13 protein-coding genes, 3 tRNA genes and 3 rRNA genes are annotated in these 20,242 nt (G+C 54.5%); 5 read left to right on the forward strand and 14 right to left on the reverse strand.

Annotated features, from left to right (window positions below):
• Nucleotides 1-62: 62 nt before the first annotated feature.
• The 14 genes from KQ659_RS14200 to KQ659_RS14265 all read right to left on the reverse strand — a co-directional run bounded on the left by KQ659_RS14200 (nt 63) and on the right by KQ659_RS14265 (nt 15,481).
• Nucleotides 63-1,013: a glycosyltransferase family 2 protein gene (locus tag KQ659_RS14200; protein ID WP_168675275.1), complete on the reverse strand. Its 951-nt coding sequence runs from the start codon at nt 1,011-1,013 to the stop codon at nt 63-65.
• A gap of 16 nt (nt 1,014-1,029) precedes the next feature.
• Nucleotides 1,030-1,554 carry a DUF4199 domain-containing protein gene (locus tag KQ659_RS14205; protein ID WP_216680454.1) on the reverse strand — a complete coding sequence of 175 codons (525 nt, stop codon included), beginning with the start codon at nt 1,552-1,554 and terminating at the stop codon, nt 1,030-1,032.
• A gap of 41 nt (nt 1,555-1,595) precedes the next feature.
• Entirely contained in the window at nt 1,596-2,153 is a 558-nt protein-coding gene (locus KQ659_RS14210) for a DUF4199 domain-containing protein (protein ID WP_216686306.1), read from the reverse strand.
• Nucleotides 2,154-2,230: 77 nt separating this feature from the next.
• Nucleotides 2,231-4,276: a BatA domain-containing protein gene (locus tag KQ659_RS14215; RefSeq protein ID WP_216688359.1), complete on the reverse strand. Its 2,046-nt coding sequence runs from the start codon at nt 4,274-4,276 to the stop codon at nt 2,231-2,233.
• 163 nt (nt 4,277-4,439) lie between these two features.
• Nucleotides 4,440-4,551 (reverse strand): 5S ribosomal RNA (rrf, locus tag KQ659_RS14220).
• 120 nt (nt 4,552-4,671) lie between these two features.
• Nucleotides 4,672-7,587 (reverse strand): 23S ribosomal RNA (locus tag KQ659_RS14225).
• Nucleotides 7,588-7,747: 160 nt separating this feature from the next.
• Nucleotides 7,748-7,824: transfer RNA gene (locus KQ659_RS14230), tRNA-Ala, on the reverse strand.
• 36 nt (nt 7,825-7,860) lie between these two features.
• A tRNA-Ile gene (locus KQ659_RS14235) sits at nt 7,861-7,934 on the reverse strand.
• Between the two features lie 129 nt (nt 7,935-8,063).
• Nucleotides 8,064-9,579: ribosomal RNA gene (locus tag KQ659_RS14240) — 16S ribosomal RNA — on the reverse strand.
• Together the 16S, 23S and 5S rRNA genes with 2 tRNA genes alongside form the textbook arrangement of a ribosomal RNA operon.
• A gap of 900 nt (nt 9,580-10,479) precedes the next feature.
• Entirely contained in the window at nt 10,480-11,748 is a 1,269-nt protein-coding gene (locus KQ659_RS14245; RefSeq protein ID WP_216680451.1) for an adenylosuccinate synthase, read from the reverse strand.
• Between the two features lie 181 nt (nt 11,749-11,929).
• Nucleotides 11,930-12,280: an STAS domain-containing protein gene (locus KQ659_RS14250; RefSeq protein ID WP_216688358.1), complete on the reverse strand. Its 351-nt coding sequence runs from the start codon at nt 12,278-12,280 to the stop codon at nt 11,930-11,932.
• The gene (locus KQ659_RS14255; protein ID WP_216680449.1) at nt 12,277-12,849 is read right to left on the reverse strand and encodes a Fur family transcriptional regulator; all 573 of its coding nucleotides are present in this window, start codon (nt 12,847-12,849) and stop codon (nt 12,277-12,279) included. The genes KQ659_RS14250 and KQ659_RS14255 overlap by 4 nt, the downstream gene beginning before the upstream one ends.
• A 97-nt stretch (nt 12,850-12,946) precedes the next feature.
• On the reverse strand, nt 12,947-13,279 hold the full coding sequence (locus KQ659_RS14260) for a CHY zinc finger protein (RefSeq protein WP_216680448.1): 333 nt from the start codon (nt 13,277-13,279) through the stop codon (nt 12,947-12,949).
• 3 nt (nt 13,280-13,282) lie between these two features.
• The gene (locus KQ659_RS14265; protein ID WP_216680447.1) at nt 13,283-15,481 is read right to left on the reverse strand and encodes a RelA/SpoT family protein; all 2,199 of its coding nucleotides are present in this window, start codon (nt 15,479-15,481) and stop codon (nt 13,283-13,285) included.
• A 204-nt stretch (nt 15,482-15,685) separates the two neighbouring features.
• On the opposite strand from KQ659_RS14265, the gene KQ659_RS14270 reads away from it, so the two are divergent.
• The 5 genes from KQ659_RS14270 to KQ659_RS14290 all read left to right on the forward strand — a co-directional run bounded on the left by KQ659_RS14270 (nt 15,686) and on the right by KQ659_RS14290 (nt 20,131).
• Nucleotides 15,686-15,767, forward strand: a tRNA-Leu gene (locus KQ659_RS14270).
• Between the two features lie 88 nt (nt 15,768-15,855).
• A complete protein-coding gene (gene tig / locus KQ659_RS14275; RefSeq protein ID WP_216680446.1) occupies nt 15,856-17,178 on the forward strand; it encodes a trigger factor in 1,323 nt (440 codons plus the stop codon).
• A gap of 175 nt (nt 17,179-17,353) precedes the next feature.
• Nucleotides 17,354-18,070: a ClpP family protease gene (locus KQ659_RS14280; protein WP_168674339.1), complete on the forward strand. Its 717-nt coding sequence runs from the start codon at nt 17,354-17,356 to the stop codon at nt 18,068-18,070.
• A 261-nt stretch (nt 18,071-18,331) separates the two neighbouring features.
• Nucleotides 18,332-19,555: an ATP-dependent Clp protease ATP-binding subunit ClpX gene (clpX, locus tag KQ659_RS14285; protein ID WP_216680445.1), complete on the forward strand. Its 1,224-nt coding sequence runs from the start codon at nt 18,332-18,334 to the stop codon at nt 19,553-19,555.
• Nucleotides 19,556-19,657: 102 nt separating this feature from the next.
• Complete coding sequence (locus KQ659_RS14290; RefSeq protein WP_216680444.1) at nt 19,658-20,131, forward strand: hypothetical protein; 474 nt, start codon at nt 19,658-19,660, stop codon at nt 20,129-20,131.
• Nucleotides 20,132-20,242: the final 111 nt, after the last annotated feature.

A 20,242-nucleotide genomic window follows, 5' to 3' on the forward strand; every position in this document is an offset into this window, starting at 1 on the left:
TAACATTCGACAATTTTTATTCAGCTAATTACACAGCTGTTAATTGATAAATGTTAACTGAATTACTTCAGTCTTTCCCGTACCAGGTAATCATCGCGTTTCGGTCCGTTCAGCTGAATCATTTCGCCCAGGAATCCTGCCACAAATAGCAGTACACCCACAATTACCGCCGTCAAAGCCATAAAAAATAATGGCTGTTCCGTCACCTGCCGCGCCTTCAGATTGTGCAGCGACAGCCACACCTTCTCGCCCGTCAGCCACAGCGTAATCAGCAGGCCGAGCAAAAAAGACAACGTTCCCAGCGTACCAAAAAAATGCATCGGTGCCCGCCGAAACCGCCCCACAAACGTGATGCTCATCAAATCCAGAAACCCGAAAATGAAGCGCTCCAGGCCGAATTTAGTTACGCCGTATTTGCGCTCCTGGTGTTGCACCACCTTCTCGCCAATCTTGCGAAATCCGTTCCATTTCGCAATCACCGGAATGTAGCGATGCATTTCGCCATACACCTCAATACTCTTCACCACCCGCGAGTCGTAAGATTTCAGCCCACAGTTAAAATCGTGCAGCTGAATACCCGAAATCCACCGCGTAGCACCGTTAAATAATTTCGTCGGAATTGTTTTCGACAGCGGGTCGAACCGCTTCTGTTTCCAGCCGCTCACCAGGTCAAATTTATCCTCCGTAATCATGCGGTACAGTTCCGGCAACTCTTCGGGCGAGTCCTGCAGGTCGGCGTCCATGGTGCACACCACCCGCCCCCGCGCCGCCTCAAACCCCACGTTCAACGCCGCCGATTTGCCATAGTTACGGTTGAAACGAATGCCCCGCAAAGTGGCATCGTCCACGGCCAATGCTTCAATCACAGCCCAGGAATCATCCGTCGAGCCATCATCAATCAGGATAACCTCATAGGTCAATCCGCGCGCTACCAATACCCGCGCAATCCAGCGCGTGAGTTCAGGCAACGATTCTGCTTCGTTCAGCAGGGGAATCACGATGGAAATTTCCACCGGAAAAGCATCCGACTTATTCAAATTCAGGCTTGGAATGTTTCGTAAATGCCGACACAATAAGGGCAATCAGCAGCCCGCCCAGCACCGACCCCACTACACCAAATAGCACCATCCAGCCCGTGGTACTAAATTTTTGCATCATCACAATGCCTTGGTCAATCTGCTCATCCGTCATGCCACCCTTTGCCTCCATGTTAGCACGGGCCGTGTCTGTCATGCGGCTCATATACTCCGGGTCGATAAACTTCATATATGCGACGCTGAACATCGTCGAAATCACCCCTGAAACGCCGCTCATAAACGCGCCAATTCCAAGCCCTTCCGAGTAATTCATGAAGCCTCCATTGGCCTGCTTATACGTATTATGTGCCATCACCATGGCTCCAATCAGTACAACCAGCCCCAGCCACCGCGCCGGCGACTGGTCGGCGTGGGTAACGAACAGAATAAACGAAAAGATGACGCTCACCAGCCCTGTCAGCAGGCCGTAGCGCAAGCCCACCGAAGTAGGAGTTACCGGAGTAGCATTTGTTTCCATTGGTCTTTGGGTTAGAATGAGCCGAAAGGTAACCGGAATAATTATTCCCGCAGAAAAATCCCCGCCGGAATTGCCAGCACAAAGCCCAGCAAAAGCACCTGCGTAAAATTACTGATGGCCATATCGCCAATGTTCAGGTTGGCTACATTACGTACCTGCTGTTGCTGCGCCTTTTCACTCAGCTGCGCCTTCGGGTTTTCGCGCTGCTGAGCGCGCACAATTTCCAGCACCTCAGCCCGGTGCCGGGCCAGTGCCGGCTCACCCGCCCCGTGCGCCAGCCCAACCAAACTACTTGCCGAAATCAGCGCTGCAATCAGCACCGTGAGGGTTCCTACGCCCAGCGAGCGGCCCAGGCCAGGCCGGTTTGGCTGTAGTCTGCGCCGCAGCATCCATTCACTCGCTACGGCTGCCAACGGTACCAGCAGCTGCGCCAGCAGTTGTTTTGGCCCAAAGCCATTGCTGCCCGCCAGTTGCAAGCCAACCATCCACAGCGCACAAGCCAGCCCCACGCCTACGCCAAACCGCATCGCCAGCCGGAGCACCAGCCCCGCTTCCTCGTTGGGCGCGGTCGTGTTTAGGTTTTCAGAAGCATTAGCCATAAATCGCGCAGCAAATTAAAGTGGCAAGATACGGCCCGCAGCCCCATTGCCCGAGCTTTACAGCTACGGCCCCTCAATCAGCCAGCCACCGCCATCCGCTGTGTAGCAGTGGCCCGCTTGCCAAATCGCACCAGCAAAGCTTCTGCCAACAGCGCCAGCAGCGCCAAGGCCAAAAAGTACCGCCACAGCGGAGTACCCGTTCGCTCATCCCGAAACTTTGCCAGGCCCGCACCAGCATTTCCCGCCTCTACTACACGCACGTTGGGCCGGTTCGGTCCCACCAGTTGCCGCAGCTCCTCTGCCGAATACGCCGCTAGTTCCGATTCGCGCCGGTCTTGATTGAATGCCAAGGTAGTCAACACTTTACCCTGCCGATGCACCTGGTAGAATCCCGCCTCATTCATGCCCACCGGCAAATCCAACCGGACTTCCTGGCCCACCACCCGCTGCCCCGGAATCAAGGTCAGACTATCCTTCACTAGTTTCAAGTTCGTGGCATCTGCCGGCCCACCCATCCTTCCAGCTACGGCCGGCAGGTGCAAGCTCACCGCCTCTTGCGTCAACTTATATGCCGGCAGCTGCTCACTTTTGTAGCTGAGCATGGCCATTCTATACATCACCGGCACAAACAGAGCTTGTGCAGTAAAATCCGAATATTCCTTGGCAAATGGTGCCGAAAACACATACACCTGTCCTGCTCCACTTGTAAAATTTGCCAGATAGCTCTCCCCATCCCGCAATCGCAAAATGTCCATTCCCGTCCGCGACCACCGCAATACGGGTGCCACCCGTGGCATGGTCACCGTCCGTGACTGTGCCCCAAATACATCTCTAAAGAACGGTTCCCTCACATTAGGCATTGTGACTTCGCGTAGTTCTGGCGTTGCCCTGGCATCTTCCCATTGCACCGTTCCCAGTCCCAAATCCCGAAACAGCTGCTCATACGATTGCCGTGCAGTCGTATGAGCCGTCGGCACCAATACCACACTCCCACCACGCTTCACTACACCTCGCAATGCATCGCGCAAACCGGCATCCAGCCTATTCACTTCACTCAGCAACACCAGATTAGCCTGTCTCAGCATCCCATAATCGATGTTCTGCACTTTGGAAAAGCTATAATTAAACAGCGGCTCATTATCATATACCTGGCGCGCCATCGGTTCCCCCCCAATTTCCAGCACACGAATAACCGCCGCCGGCCGCAACGTAAAGTAGAACGTATTGTCAAACATCACTGGCACATCCTCAGTAACCACCCGCCCCAAAGCCAGTTGTTCATCCGCAAGTTGCACCTGCACAACCGATGCCACTGCCTGCCCCGCTCCCACCGTCACCCGAAACGCCGCCACTTGCCGATTCCCCAAAAACACTTTTACCGGACAATCGGAAATCGCTGCCCGTCCACCATTCCGCAGTCGAATATGCATCGCCACGTTAGTGTGCATCCGCAAAAAAGCATCATCAACCCATATACTATCTACATAAATATTACCCATTTCCCGTCCACTCAATGGCACAAGTATTATTTCTCCATCAGTAGCCAGCTTATTAAGCATACCAACCGAAAATGCCGTCTTCTGAAAGTCGGAAAATAAGTAGGTCGAGCTACCACTTCCGAATCCATTCCCAACAACATACTTATTAACAAAAACCGCTTTCGAAGTAGGACGAAGTTCATCCAACTTATTATCATAAGCAGCCTTAGATAATAAACCCGGTCCTGCATTCAATAGTCGCAACTGATTTCCTGCTTCATTGCCTATCCGCCGAGCTTCACCCACAGCTTTATCCAACAATGAGCCAGATTCAGCATCAGACAATTGCATACTAAAAGAGTTATCTACCACCACATCAACTCCGCTAATACTCCTCTCATCCATAGCCGGAATAAACGGCTGACAAAAAACGAGCACCAAAGCTGCCACCGCTGCCACCCGAGCGAGCAAAATAAGCCATTGTTGCACCTTCCGATGACGTGTCGATAAAAGTTCGACCTGTCTAATCACGGCTGTGTTAGTAAACAGCACTCGCCGCGGCCGCCTCAACTGCAATAGGTGTATAACAACGGGTACCGCAACAGCGAACAAGCCCAACAAAAACCAAGGATATAACAAGCGCATCTGTTGGAGAAGAAATTATTACAGCAGGTTGATAAGTAGCCAGCGACGATTTACAAATATGACAATTTAACTCAAAAAGCATACATGAGAACCAAGTACGGGGCAGACAGCAAAAATCCTCTTGGTTGCTGGTGAAAGCATCCAAGAGGATTTCCTGTTGTAAGGTTGGCGGCGACCGACTCTCCCACCGGTGAAGGCAGTACCATAGGCGCACCGGGGCTTAACGACTCTGTTCGGAATGGGAAGAGGTGAACACCCGGGCTAAAGCCACCATTGCTGGCGGGGAGTGTGCGTGTTCTATTACCCTGCTTGCGCAGGAACACACTCCTCAATAACTCGACATAAGGGGACAAAAACGAAACGTATTGTGCGCGCTCGACGCCATCCTTGCGGATGAAAAGAAGCCCTCGGCCACTTAGTACGGCTCAGCTATTCTATTTCTAGTTTTTCACCTGCCGCCTATCAACGTCGTCATCTCCGACGGGCCTTCCATTGGGAAATCTCATCTCCAGGTGAGTTTCGCACTTAGATGCTTTCAGCGCTTATCTCGTCCCAGCGTAGCTACCCGGCGCTGCACCTGGCGGTACAACCGGCGCACCAGCGGCTGGTCCATCCCGGTCCTCTCGTACTAAGGACAGGTCCTGTCAAATTTCCAACGCCCACCACAGATAGGGACCGAACTGTCTCACGACGTTCTGAACCCAGCTCGCGTGCCACTTTAATCGGCGAACAGCCGAACCCTTGGGACCTTCTCCAGCCCCAGGACGTGACGAGCCGACATCGAGGTGCCAAACCTCCCCGTCGATATGAGCTCTTGGGGGAGATCAGCCTGTTATCCCCGGCGTACCTTTTATCCTTTGAGCGATGGCCCTTCCATGCGGAACCACCGGATCACTATATCCGTCTTTCGACCCTGCTCGGCTAGTCGGCCTCACAGTCAAGCCCACTTATGCTATTGCGCTCTGCGTACGGTTACCAAGCGTACTGAGTGGACCTTTGAAAGCCTCCGATACTCTTTTGGAGGCGACCACCCCAGTCAAACTACCCAGCAGCCACTGTCTCCCGGTATTCCGGGATTAGGCATCAGGCACGGCAAGGGCGGTATTTCAACGTTGGCTCCCCGAGAACTAGCGTCCCCGGCTCAGCGCCTCCCGCCTATGCTACACATGCCGAACCCAACACCAATGGCAACCTATAGTAAAGGTGCACGGGGTCTTTCCGTCCCGTGGCGGGTACTCGGCATCTTCACCGAGACTACAATTTCACCGAGCTCACGGCTGAGACAGCGCCCAGATCGTTACACCATTCGTGCAGGTCGGAACTTACCCGACAAGGAATTTCGCTACCTTAGGACCGTTATAGTTACGGCCGCCGTTTACCGGGGCTTCGATTCAAACCTTCGCCTTGCGACTAAGTTCCCTCTTAACCTTCCGGCACCGGGCAGGTGTCAGACCTTATACGTCCGCTTGCGCGTTAGCAAAGTCATGTGTTTTGTTAAACAGTCGCCTGGGCCTTTTCACTGCGGCTTCTCGTCTTGCAACGAGGAAGCGACCCTTCTCCCGAAGTTACAGGTCCATTTTGCCGAGTTCCTTGGCCGTGATTCACTCGAGCGCCTCAGGATACTCTCCTTGACTACCTGTGTCGGTTTGCGGTACGGGTAATAATAGCATTAAAACGCTTAGCAGGTTTTCTTGGCAGTCCGATTAGGCACACTATCCGCGTGACCCGAAGGTCGTACGGTACTATCAGCTTTCGGCTAGGTCCGCGTACTTAACTACGGTCCCAATACCTACGGCCTTCAACGGGCACTTCCGTCCGCCCGCGGTGCTTTCACTTCTGCGTCACTGCATCACTTGCTACCATTAGTACAGGAATATTAACCTGCTGTCCATCGAGTGCACCTTTCGGCTTCCCCTTAGGTCCCGACTAACCCAATTCCGATTAGCGTTGAATTGGAAACCTTAGTCTATCGGCGTGCGGGTTTCTCACCCGCATTATCGTTACTCATGCCTACATATGCTTTTCTCCACGCTCCAACATGCCTGACGACACGCCTTCACCGCAAGGAGAATGCTCCCTACCACGTGATGGTCTTGCACATCACATCCAAAGCTTCGGTACTAGATTTGATGCCCGCGTATTATCGACGCCCGCTCGCTCGACCAGTGAGCTGTTACGCACTCTTTAAAGGAATGGCTGCTTCCAAGCCAACCTCCTGGCTGTCAAAGCAAGTGGACCTCCTTTGTTCAACTTAATCTAGATTTAGGGACCTTAGCTGTTGGTCTGGGTTCTTTCCCTCTCGGCCGGGGACCTTAGCACCCCAGGCCTCACTGCCGTGTATAGCCATTGGCATTCGGAGTTCATCAGGATTCGGTAGGCTCTGACACCCCCTAGTCCTATTGGTAGCTCTACCTCCAATGACCTCAACCACGACGCTGTACCTCAATACATTTCGGGAGTACGAGCTATTTCTCAGTTTGATTGGCCTTTCACCCCTACCCTCAAGTCATCCAAATCCTTTTCAACGGAAACTGGTTCGGTCCTCCAGTGCGTGTTACCGCACCTTCAACCTGCTCAAGGGTAGCTCACAAAGTTTCGCGTCTACCCCCCCCGACTGCACGCCCTATTCAGACTCGCTTTCGCTGCGGCTCCGCGCCTTAAAGCGCTTAACCTTGCCGGGGAGGAGTAACTCGTAGGCTCATTATGCAAAAGGCACGCTATCAGGACACTAAATCCCTCTAACTGCTTGTAAGCACACGGTTTCAGGTTCTTTTCACTCCGGTATTCCCGGTTCTTTTCACCTTTCCCTCACGGTACTAGTTCACTATCGGTGTCTCAGGAGTATGTAGCCTTAGCGGATGGTGCCGCTCGATTCAGACGGGGTTTCTCCGGCCCCGCCCTACTCAGGATCCCACTACCGTGAATCAGAATTGTCGCTTACCGGACTCTCACCGTCTATGGTGCCGTTTCCCAACGGCTTCAGCTAACTCGATTCAATCAGATGTCGTGGTCCTACAACCCCGGATTGGCCGTAACCAACCCGGTTTGGGCTCCTCCCCGTTCGCTCGCCACTACTTGGGGAATCATTGTTATTTTCTTTTCCTGCAGGTACTTAGATGTTTCAGTTCCCTGCGTTTGCCGCCGCCAGTCAAGCTGGTCAGCTCTCACATCTTCCATGTGAGGGGTTGCCCCATTCGGAAATCTGAGGATTATCGGGTATGTGCCCCTACCCCCAGCTTATCGCAGCTTATCGCGTCCTTCGTCGCCTCTGAGACCCTAGGCATCCCCCGTGTGCTCTTTCTTACTTCTTTTTCGTAAACGCTGCTTCTATTACTAGAAGATGCTTTCCCCATTGCTGAGGCAAGCGCGCTACGCTTCGTTTTTGTTACCCCTTACGTCAAAGAACGTTTGTCATCCTTGTGTTTGATGACTTAGTGAATAAACTCCTGTTGAGTTTATTCGATGTTATAATGGTGGAGAATAACGGAGTCGAACCGTTGACCCCCTGCGTGCAAGGCAGGTGCTCTAGCCAGCTGAGCTAATCCCCCGAGTTTCGTATCCAGCAGCAATCCCGCTAGTTACAGTGGGCCTGCGTGGACTCGAACCACGGACCTCTACATTATCAGTGTAGCGCTCTAACCACCTGAGCTACAAGCCCGGGTTTCGACGATACCCGAAGGCAAGCGTAGAATCCGTATTCAGAAATTATTTGAATGAGGAAATAAACAAAGAGTAAGTACCAAGCAGTACCAATTATCGTGTAACATCGTGAGCAAGGCCGCTCCAGAAAGGAGGTGATCCAGCCGCACCTTCCGGTACGGCTACCTTGTTACGACTTAGCCCTAGTTACCTGTTCTACCCTAACTGGCTTCGTTGCGGAGCACCAGCTTCAGGTCTACCAAACTTCCATGGCTTGACGGGCGGTGTGTACAAGGCCCGGGAACGTATTCACCGCGTCATTGCTGATACGCGATTACTAGTGATTCCAGCTTCACGGAGTCGAGTTGCAGACTCCGATCCGAACTGAGAACGGCTTTTCGGGATTGGCGCACCATCGCTGGTTGGCAACCCGCTGTACCGTCCATTGTAGCACGTGTGTAGCCCTAGGCGTAAGGGCCATGATGACCTGACGTCGTCCCCGCCTTCCTCACTGCTTGCGCAGGCAGTCTGTCTAGAGTCCCCATCATTACATGCTGGCAACTAAACATAGGGGTTGCGCTCGTTGCGGGACTTAACCCAACACCTCACGGCACGAGCTGACGACGGCCATGCAGCACCTTGCTTTGTGTCCCGAAGGAAAGGCTCATCTCTGAGCCGGTCACGCGCATTCTAGCCTAGGTAAGGTTCCTCGCGTATCATCGAATTAAACCACATGCTCCACCACTTGTGCGGGCCCCCGTCAATTCTTTTGAGTTTCACTCTTGCGAGCGTACTCCCCAGGTGGGATACTTAACGCTTTCGCTAAGCCAGTGACCATCTATCGCCACCAGCGAGTATCCATCGTTTACGGCGTGGACTACCAGGGTATCTAATCCTGTTCGCTCCCCACGCTTTCGTGCCTCAGCGTCAGTTACAGTCGAGGCAGCTGCCTTCGCAATCGGTGTTCTGGATACTATCTATGCATTTCACCGCTACAGTATCCATTCCGCCACCCTCGTCTGTACTCAAGTCCTCCAGTTTCCAGGGCAGTTCCACTGTTGAGCAGTGGGCTTTCACCCCGGACTTAAAGAACCGCCTACGCACCCTTTAAACCCAATAAATCCGGACAACGCTTGCACCCTCCGTATTACCGCGGCTGCTGGCACGGAGTTAGCCGGTGCTTATTCATCAGGTACCGTCAGTAGAGGACGCATCCCCTTTTTTCTTCCCTGATAAAAGCAGTTTACGACTCAGAAAGCCTTCATCCTGCACGCGGCATGGCTGGGTCAGACTCTCGTCCATTGCCCAATATTCCCTACTGCTGCCTCCCGTAGGAGTCGGGCCCGTATCTCAGTGCCCGTGTGGGGGACCAGCCTCTCAGCTCCCCTAGCCATCGTCGCCTTGGTGAGCCGTTACCTCGCCAACTAGCTAATGGCACGCAACCCCATCTGAATCCAATAAATCTTTAACTGTTACTTGATGCCAAGCTGCAGTTTTATGCGGTATTAATCCGCCTTTCGGCGGGCTATCCCCCAGATTCAGGTAGGTTGGTTACGCGTTACGCACCCGTGCGCCACTATCTCTATTGCTAAAGACCGTTCGACTTGCATGTATTAGGCCTGCCGCTAGCGTTCATCCTGAGCCAAGATCAAACTCTCCATTGTAAAATGTTCTACACCAGTTCGAAAACTGGCTGATGTCGAGTGCTGACCTTGCTCACATATTGACATTATGGTCAAATTCGTTTCGCTTGGTTTGTTTCACTGCTTTTCTTCCGAGGAAGAAGCAAGTGGAACACTTACTATTTTGTCTATTTCCGTCATTCAAAGAACGTGTGATGTTTCCATTTGAAACATCAGTGTGGATTGCTTTTCAATCCGTTATCGTTATAACTGCAGCGCTTTGTTCGTTTTGGGAGTGCAAAGGTAGCAATAATTTCTTACTTTCAAAGTTTTGGGCGAAAAAGATTTAATTTTTTTCGATTCATTTTCAAGTTTGAGCGCTTCTGATTGAAGCGGGCTGCAAAGATACGGCGGCTTTTTTCGGCTTTCCAAGAGATTCGAAAAATAAATTTCGAGGCTTGTGAGCTTAGCAAGGAATAGACAAGCTAGTCGTTGCAGTAGTTCCGTAGGGTTTCAATTTCTACCAGCAACTTGTGTTTTTGGCGTAACCCGTAGTCCGTTTGACGTTTTGGGACTGCAAAGGTAGGAGGAGATTTTGGGGGAGCAAACTGTAGTGCACGAAATAGGTGGAACAAGGTTGTAAGTGGCTGATTATTGCGGCGAAAAGTTTCAATTGAAATGGCTGGATGTGGAGACACGGAGATAGATACCTCTTTCTGGTGTTAGCTGATGGCAGCTTTTATCATTTCCCATATCAGTTGATGACTGCTGCAATTAAGCTTTGAGGCGTCAAGCAGAGATAAATCGGTGCTGTTATTGAGAAGGGATGATTCCTGCTCTTGAAGGCGAGAAGCCCCGCGAATGCTTTCTCCTCATATGGAAAAGGCAACTCGCGGGGCTTCGTCCGTGCTTCAATCGAACGGATTTATCGATTTTGCAGGCTTAGCGGTGGAGGGTGCTGACGCGGTCAGGGCCGACGCTGACGATGCGGATAGGGACCTGGAGCTCGCGTTCGAGGAAATCGAGGTAAGCAACTAGGTTAGCGGGGAGCTGGGCGGCGTCGGTGATTTGGGTGAGGTCGGTGTTCCAGCCGGGGAGGGTGATGTACTCGGGGGTGACGGTGGTGAGTTCGCCGGGATCGGGCAGTTGGGGGGTGCTTTCGCCGGTGGCGGTGCGGTAGTGGGTGCAGGCCCGGATTTCGGTGAAGGCGTCGAGGACGTCGGCCTTCATGAGGTGGAGCTCGGTGACGCCGTTGAGCATGATGGCGTAGCGGAGGGCGGGCAGGTCAATCCAGCCGGTGCGGCGGGGGCGGCCGGTGGTGGAGCCGAACTCGCGGCCGGCCTGGCGGATTTGCTCGCCCACTGCATCGTGGAGCTCGGTAGGGAATGGGCCGCTGCCGACACGGGTGCAGTAGGCTTTGGTGATGCCGTACACCTTATCTATATGGCGCGGGGCGATGCCCAGGCCGGTGCAGGCGCCGGCGGCAATGGTACTGGAGGAGGTGACGTATGGGTAGGACCCGAAGTCAATATCTAATAAGGAGCCTTGGGCACCTTCGGCTAAGATGCGCTTACCTTGGGTGAGGAGGTCGTTGAGGAGGTACTCGGTGTCGGTGAGTTGGAGAGTGCGCAGGAATTCGACAGCAGAGAAAAAGTCGGCTTCGAGGGCTTCGATTTCGAGCTCTTTGTGGTTGTGGGCGGCGATGGCGGCGTGCTGGGCCACGGCTTCCTTGTAACGCTGCTCGAAATCGGGCAGTAGAATATGGCCGACGCGGAGACCCACGCGGCCGATTTTATCGGAATAGGTGGGGCCGATGCCCTTGAGAGTGCTGCCGATTTTGGTGTTGCCGCGGGCCTCTTCGCTGATGCGGTCGAGGGCGCGGTGCGAGGGCAGAATGAGCTGGGCCTTCTTGGATATGTAGAGGTTTTTGGACCAATCTACTCCCCTATCGGTGAGTTTCTGAAGCTCCTGGCGGAATACGACGGGGTCGAGCACGACGCCGTTGCCGACGATGTTGAGGATGTGGGGGTGGAAAATACCGCTGGGAACCTGGTGCAGGACGTGCTTGACGCCATCGAAAAACAAGGTGTGGCCGGCGTTGGGGCCGCCCTGGAAGCGGGCTACGGCATCGTAGGTGGGCGCTAATACGTCTACGATTTTGCCTTTGCCTTCATCGCCCCATTGGAGGCCTACTAATACGTCTACTGGCATGTTGGGTTGATTGGTCCTTCACCTCCCCCCCCCGGCCCCCTCTCCTTTGGGAGAGGGAGAGCCTGACGGACTGGGCTGGGTGGCAGGATGACTTTATAAATGAGTGAAATTTGATTTCTGGATTGGGGCAACTGATTCTAAAGGGAACGCAGCCTTGGAGATGGGGCAAAAAAATGACCGCCTAAACGGCGGCCGGAATTAGGAGCTGGCGGGCGACGGCTTCGTCGTCGGCAACGGTGAAGATATTGTTCAGCTTCGTGATAGCCAGCATCTTTTTGGGGTGTTCGGCTGGATTGATAAGGACCATCTCGCCGCCGCGGCTGCGGAATTTGGTAAGGAGCGAGACGAGGACGCCGATACCGGTACTGTTGATATAGCGAATTTCGGAGAGGTCGACGGCGCACTGGTTGAGTTCTTCGCCGAGGTGCGTGTTAACGGATTGCAGAAGTTGGTCGGTGTCGGGACTGCCGATGAGGTCGCCGGTGAGGCGCACAAACAGGATGCCGTTGTCGACGGTGCTGGTGGTGGTCATGCGTGGGAGTTTCGAGCGGCAGCTTGGGCGCGACAGTCCCCGCAAATGCCGTACAGATTTAAAGAATGATGCAAGATATGGAAGTTCAGGAGGTCGCCGACCATGGTTTGGATGCCGTGGATGCGGGGGTCGCAGAATTCCACCACTTTATGGCATTCGGTGCAAATGACGTGGTCGTGCTGGCGGTAGCCGTAGCTCTTTTCGTACTGGGCGAGGTTGCGGCCGAATTGGTGCTTACTGACAAGGCCCTGCTCTACTAATAAGTCAAGCGTATTATAAACGGTGGCGCGGCTGACCTGCAGGCCGCGCTCTTTCATGCCGGCGTAGAGCTCGTCGACATCGAAGTGGCCGGAGCGGGCGTAAATTTCTTCGAGAATGGCGTAGCGCTCACCGGTTTTGCGGAGGCCTTTGTTTTCGAGGTGGGCAGTGAATAGCTTCTTGACTTCTTCGAGCTTGTCGGTATTAAGGGTAGCCTGGGAGGCGGCGCTGGGCGTATGCTTAGCGGCGTAGCCGGTTTCGGACGAGCCGCCCGTGCTTTGTCCAACCGCATCGGCGGAGGGATTGGGCAAGGTTGGGACGGCGGTGGGTTTGTTCACTGTATATATAAGGAGTGATGCGGTGGGACAAAAGTACGGCTGTTCTGATAGAACGCGTCCCCCGGTGCGCCTACTGCTCGAAATAGAGGTGGTAATGGTTGGCACAGCCGGGGTTAAAGGCGGCCTGACAATGCGGGCAGGTACTATCGCAGCTTAAGTAGCGGGTGATGGGTAAGGTTTGGTGGCAGTTGCCACAGTAGATGGCTTCGGCTTGGAATTCGGCTTTGAGCCATACTTCGGCCTCGTGGTTAGCGGCTTCGTTGTGGCACTGAATACAGGCGTAGAACTCGCCGCAACACTTATGCCGGATGGCGATGATATCACGCTGGGAGTGGTAGTGAGCGCACTGGGTACGCTCGTTCACGGCGGTGCCGTGAATGGTGATGGGCGCTGTGTTTTTCACTTTTTACGAGTCAAACCGCTCGACCTGGAGCACCCCATCGACTTTTTTGAGGCGCTGGATGAGCTTGTTCAAGTGGTCGGTATCGTTGACGAAAACCATAATCTGGCCTTCGAAGAAGCCATCATCGGCGGTGATGGTGATGGAACGCATGTTGACCTTGAGGCTGGTGCTGATGATGCGCGTGACATCGTTGACAAGGCCCACGCGGTCGGAACCTTTGAGGCGGACGCCAGCGAGAAAGGCCAGTTCGAGCTGCTCGGTCCACTTGGCGCGCACGATGCGGTTGCCGTAGTTCGACATTAAATCGACGGCGCGGGGGCAGCTGGTGCGGTGGATGATAAGGCCCTGGTCGGTTTCGAAGCCGAACACGTCGTCGCCGGGAATGGGGTTGCAGCAACGGGCGATGCTGTAGTTGAACTTGTCGGTGTGCTCGCCGACCACCAACATATCCGGTTTCACGCCCCGAATTTTTTGGACCTCGTTGTCGAAGGTTTTGGGTTCGAGCACGGCCGGCAACGGCTTTTCGGAGGTGAAGAGCGACTCGCGGATGACGCGGCCGTCAATCTGGCCCACGGCCAGGCGATAGTAGAATTCCTGGGCGCTGGGGGCGTTGAAATAAGCCAGCAAGCGGTTGAAGTTGTCCTGCGTGAAGGGCACGTCGATGAGCTCCAGGCGCTTTTCGAGCAGAAAGCGGCCGTCTTCGGCCTTGGCCCGCTTGTCGTCGCGCAGGAAATCCTTGATTTTGGAGCGCGCCTTGGTCGTGATGACGTAATTAAGCCATTCGGCCGTGGGGCGCTGCTTGTGCGAGGTCAGGATTTCGACCTGGTCGCCGTTGTGCAACTGGTAGCTGAGCGGCTCCAGCTTCTGGTTTACCTTGGCCCCGAGGCAGTGCATGCCGATTTGGGAGTGAATATCGAAGGCAAAATCCAGCGCGGTGGCTTTGTCGGGCAAAATCACCAGCTTGCCCTTGGGCGTGAAGGCATAAACCTCCTTCACGAACAGGTTCTGGCGGAACTCATCCATGAATTCGAGGGCGCTGGAGTTATTCGACTCCATCATCTCGCGCACTTTGTTCACCCAGCCTTCGAGCGAGCTTTCGGGCTGAATGCTGCCGGTATCCTTGTATTTCCAGTGCGCGGCGTAGCCTTTTTCGGCAATGTCATCCATGCGGCGCGAACGAATCTGCACCTCTACCCACTGGCCGGCGCGCGACATAACGGTGGTGTGCAGGCTTTCGTAGCCGTTGGCTTTGGGGGTGGAAACCCAGTCGCGCAGGCGGTCGGGATTGGGCTGGTAGAAATCAGTCACAATGGAATACACCTGCCAGCAAGCGGCTTTCTCCTGCTCCGGCGGCACATCCAGAATCACGCGAACGGCAAACAGATCATACACCTCATCGAAGGTGATGTTCTGCTTCTTCATCTTCTTCAAGATAGAGTAGATGCTCTTGGGCCGTCCCTTTATCTCGTATTCGAAGCCCTGGGCCTTCAACTCGTCATCAATCGGCTGCACAAACTCCTTAATGAAGCGGTTGCGGGCAGTCTGGCTCTGGCGCACCTTGGCGCGAAGCTCGTTGTACGTCTCGGTATCGGTGAACTTGAGGTACAAATCCTCCAGCTCACTCTTTATGGTATAGAGGCCGAGGCGATGGGCCAGCGGCGCGTACAGGTACAGCGTCTCGGAGGCTATTTTCAGCTGCTTATGGCGCGGCATCGAATCCAGGGTCCGCATGTTGTGCAGCCGGTCGGCGATTTTGATGAGAATCACGCGCACATCCTCGCTCAGCGTGAGCAGCATCTTGCGAAAATTCTCCGCCTGCTCACTGGTGCCGTATTCGAATACGCCCGAAATCTTGGTGAGGCCGTCGATAATGCGGGCCACCTTAGGACCAAACTCGCGCTCGATGTCGGAAATTTCGGTGGGCGTATCCTCCACCACATCGTGCAGCAGCGCCGCCACAATGCTGGTAGTACCGAGGCCGATTTCCTCCACCGCAATCTGGGCTACGGCCAACGGATGCAGAATATACGGCTCGCCCGACTTGCGGCGCATCTCCTTATGGGCCTCCAGGCTCTGATTAAACGCTTTTTTAATGAGCTTGGTGTCGCCATCTTTCAGGTACGGCTTGGCGGTGCGCAGCAGGCGGCGGTAGTGACGCAGGATTTCCTGGCGTTCGGCTTCGGGAGAGATAACGGGAGGCATAATAGGTAAAGTAACAACGCCGGGGCGAAAAAGGTGTAACAACCATGCACCGCAGACGCTGCAGATACGCGCAAATGGCGCTTTGGCGGTGCTTATGTTCTCCCTTACAGATTCACAGCAACTCCGGCGCATATTGGCATTGCGCGCAAAGACTTTCCCGAGTACCTTTGCGGGCCCGTAGCAAACGGCTGCGGCGCCCTCTATGCGGATATGGCGAAATTGGTAGACGTGCCAGACTTAGGATCTGGTGCCGCAAGGCGTGTGGGTTCGAGTCCCTCTATCCGCACTTTTATCTGATGCAGGCCTTCAGTCGTATAGGCTGGAGGCTTTTTTTTCAACCTTTCAATCTGGCCGGCAGCAGTCGGCTCCCTGTTTTGAACATTACTCTCGACAAGAACGACGAGCAGCTGACCGGGCTGCTGACGGTACACCTGACCGAAGCCGACTATGCGCCCGCCGTCGACAAGCAGATTAAGGAATACACCAAGCGTGCCCAGGTGAAGGGTTTCCGGCCTGGCATGGTGCCTGTGGGCATGGTGCGCAAGATGTACGGCAAGGGCATCATGGGCGAGGAGCTCAACAAAATGCTCAACACGGCGGTGGATTCTTACATTAAGGACAACGGTATTAAACTGCTGGGTGAGCCCCTGCCGCTACCAAACACGGTGGATTTCGATACCGCTAAGGAATTTGATTTCCAGTTTGAGCTGGGCTTGCTGCCCGATTTCGAGCTGCCCGCCGACCTCGCCGTGGAGCGCCACCAGGTGAGCCTCGACGACGAGACGCTGGCCCAGACCAACGAGCAGATTGCCCGCCAGTACGGTGAGACGACCAATCCCGACGAGTCGGAGGCGGGCGACTACCTCTTCGGCAAGCTGAAGAAGGCGGGTGAAGAAGCTGAGGGCCGCACCATCCTGCTGCCCATCAGCAAGGTGACCGGCGACTCGGCCCAGTTCATTGGCAAGAAGGCGGGCGATGTGGTGACGTTTGACCTGCAGGCGGCTTTCAGCAACGACGCGGCTTCGATTTCGAACTTCACCGGCCTGAGCAAGACGGAGGCTGCTGAGGCGACCGGCGACTACGAGATGAGCGTGGAGAAAGTGAACCGCACGACTGCCCCGGAAATGAACCAGGAGCTGTTCGACAAAGTATTCGGCCCCGAGACGGTTTCGAACCAGGAGGAATTCGATGCCAAAGTGCGCGAAACCATCCAGTCGAACTACGACCGCGAGAGCGACGGTGCCATGAACAACAGCATCGTGGAGCAACTGGTGGAGAAAACCACCATCAAGGTGCCCACGGAGTTCTTCAAGAAGTGGCTGGTGCGTGCCAACGAAGGCAAACTGACGCCCGAGAAGGTAGAAGAGCACTACGCCGACTACGAGAAGGAGCTGAAGTGGAGCATGATTCGCAACAAGGTGGTGGAAGATGCCGACCTGAAAGTGAGCAATGACGAGATTGTGGACCGCACGCTCGACAAAATCATGGGCCAGTTCAACATGCCGAACATGCCCGACGAGATGCGCGAGTCGATGCGCAGCTACGCCAACGAATTCCTCAAGCAGGAGAACGGCAAGAACTACGTGAGCGAGTACGAGGCCATTCTGGCAGAGAAAGTAATCGAAAACCTGCGCGGCAAAGTTGTTGTTACCGACAAGCCCGTAACGGCCGAAGAATTCCGGACTCTGCACAGCTAATCACTGCGCAACCCGATTTTTGGAAAAGCCCTTACGGAAACGTAGGGGCTTTTTTTATTGGCATCCTGCCAATATTCGCTTTCTTCGTTCGTCTTTAGTAACCTTACCAGCGCAAGCTAAAGCATGCGCTACATTCTCACCTGTGCCAGCGGAAGCGGCGCTACATTTTTCTCCCATGAATCCATTACTGAATAGACAAGAGTTTCGCAAGTTTGCGGTGAAAGGACAGGGCCTGAGCGGCCTGGGCGTGGACCAGTACCTGAACCACATGGAAGGTCAGGTGCGCAACGGCATGATGCTGCCCACCAACATGACCCGCTCGGTGATTGAGGAGCGGCCGCAGAACTTCCGCGAAATTGACGTGTTTTCGCGCTTGATTATGGACCGCATCGTGTTTCTGGGCACGGCCGTGGATGACTACATCGCCAACATTCTGACGGCCCAAATGCTGTTTCTGGAGTCGGCCGATGCCAAAAAGGACATCCTGCTCTACATCAACTCGCCCGGTGGCTCGGTGTATGCCGGCCTGGGTATCTACGACACGATGCAGTACGTGAACCCCGACGTGGCCACGATTTGCACCGGCTTAGCAGCTTCGATGGGTGCCGTGCTGCTGGCAGGTGGCGCTCCGAACAAGCGTTCGGCCCTCCCCCACGCCCGCGTGATGATTCACCAGCCTTCGGGCGGGGCACAGGGTCAGTCGTCGGACATCGAGATTACGGCCCGCGAAATCCTGAAGCTGAAGAAGGAGCTGTATGACATTCTGGCGCAGCACACTGGCAAAACCTATCAGGAAATCCACGACAACTCGGACCGCGACTACTGGATGCGGGCCGATGAGGCCAAAGAGTACGGCCTGATTGATGAGGTACTGGAAAAGAAGAAAGCCTAACCGCTGACTTTCGTGAATTTGACGGCTTCCGGCAGATTCACCTAGCGATAAAAAGCTCCTGTTGGTTCAACGGGAGCTTTTTTGTTGCGCCGGGCTTTGCCCTTGAGCAGCACCGATTTCATGGGGCAGCGTGCGTTGCTGCGCGCCGGCCCTGACGAATGCAATGGCACCATTTTTCTGGCCGCCGACGTTGGGCATGTCGTATCTTTGGGCCCGCTTGTTTTAAAACCTGCCCTTCCACCCTATTCTATTCCTTTTTCCGTGGCCGAAATATCCTGTTCCTTTTGCAATAAGAGCAAGCGCGAAGTCGCCGTTATGATTTCGGGTATCAATGCTCACATTTGCGAAAAATGCGTGGGCCAGGCCCAGCACATTCTCGACGAAGAAGCCAAAGCCCAGGACGCCAGCCGGCAGCCCAAGTTCAACCTCATCAAACCCAAAGCCATAAAGGACCACCTCGACCAGTACGTGGTGGGCCAGGACGAGGCCAAGCGGGTGATGGCCGTGGCCGTGTACAACCACTACAAGCGCCTGATGCAGGAGCCTCAGGAAGATGAAGTGCAGATTGAGAAGTCGAACATCATCATGGTGGGCGAAACCGGTACCGGCAAAACTTTCCTGGCCCGCATGCTGGCCAAAATTCTGCAAGTGCCCTTCTGCATTGCCGACGCCACGGTGCTAACTGAGGCCGGCTACGTGGGCGAAGACGTGGAGAGCATCCTCACCCGCCTGCTGCAAGCGGCTGACTACAACCTTGAAGCGGCCGAGCGCGGCATCGTGTACATCGACGAAATTGATAAAATTGCTCGCAAGAGCGACAACCCCAGCATCACGCGCGACGTGAGCGGCGAGGGTGTGCAGCAGGCGCTGCTGAAGCTGCTGGAAGGCACCAACATAAACGTGCCGCCCCAGGGTGGCCGCAAGCACCCCGAGCAAAAGATGATTTCGGTGAACACTGAGAATATCCTCTTCATTTGCGGTGGCGCGTTCTCGGGACTCGACCGTATTATTAAAAGCCGTCTGAATACCAAGCCGATGGGCTTCGCCAAGACGAACCTCGATGAGCAGGTGGACACGCAGAACTTCCTGCGCTACGTGTCGGCCCAGGACATAAAGAGCTTCGGCCTGATTCCGGAACTGATTGGCCGCCTGCCGGTACTCACCCACCTCAACCCACTGGACCGCAGCACACTGCGCCTAATTCTGACCGAGCCCAAGAACTCGCTGGTGCGCCAGTACAAGCGCTTGTTCGGCATGGAAAACATCGAGCTCAGCTTTACGGAAGATGCGCTGGAATACATTGTGGAGAAAGCCGACGAGTACCGCCTCGGCGCGCGCGGCCTGCGCTCCATCTGCGAGAGCATCATGACCGATGCCATGTTCGAAATGCCATCGGAGGAAGGCTCCGACGCGCTGCAAATCAACCTGAGCTACTGCCGTAGCAAGTTTGAGAAGTCGCCGTTGCGGCATATGCGGGCGGCGTAGGGCTTTTGGTAATGAGAATTTAATGCTGAGTAGTCAGCCTCTGGGAATGGGAAGTTCGGTTTGGGCCGGGCTTCCCATTTTTTTTGACTTACTTCGGACGATATGGGGATTTTCTCTTTTTTATCTCGCAAGCCGGTTATTATGGAAGACGGCTTTTTTGGCCGGCTCACCCAGGAATCGTGTGACTTCAGTGCTTCCCGCGTCTGTTGGTACGCAGAGAGCGTCTTGTTTACTCCGATAGGCGATACAATAATGTGCATGATTGATGCTGAAAGCACCAGTTCTCTATTGGCACAATGCAGCTTCTTTAAGCAGTTTGAAGAATTATACTCGGAAGTGTTGCAAAAAATCAGGCTTATTGTTGAATCAGAGGTTCAGTGGATGGCTCTTGATGTTCCGATTATAGATTTTGAGATGACCCACCGGCTGGCCGGCCTCACTATTCCACAATTAACCAGTAAACCTGTGAAATGGGAGCTTTGGTTTGAGCCAGTAGATACCCAGCAGTGGGGCTATACCGTCATAGTTGATATGATTGATAACATACCCCAACCAGGCATTGGCATCTCAGCTTGACATCGAAACAGTCGCGTAGTGTATTTCTTAGTACGGTGAGCAGGAGGGCGCTTTTGGTTACCCGCTCATCTCCTTCACCACACAAAAAAAGCCCGCCGATTGGCGGGCCTT

Origin of the sequence: Hymenobacter siberiensis (genome assembly GCF_018967865.2) — a bacterium.
GTDB lineage: Bacteria > Bacteroidota > Bacteroidia > Cytophagales > Hymenobacteraceae > Hymenobacter > Hymenobacter siberiensis.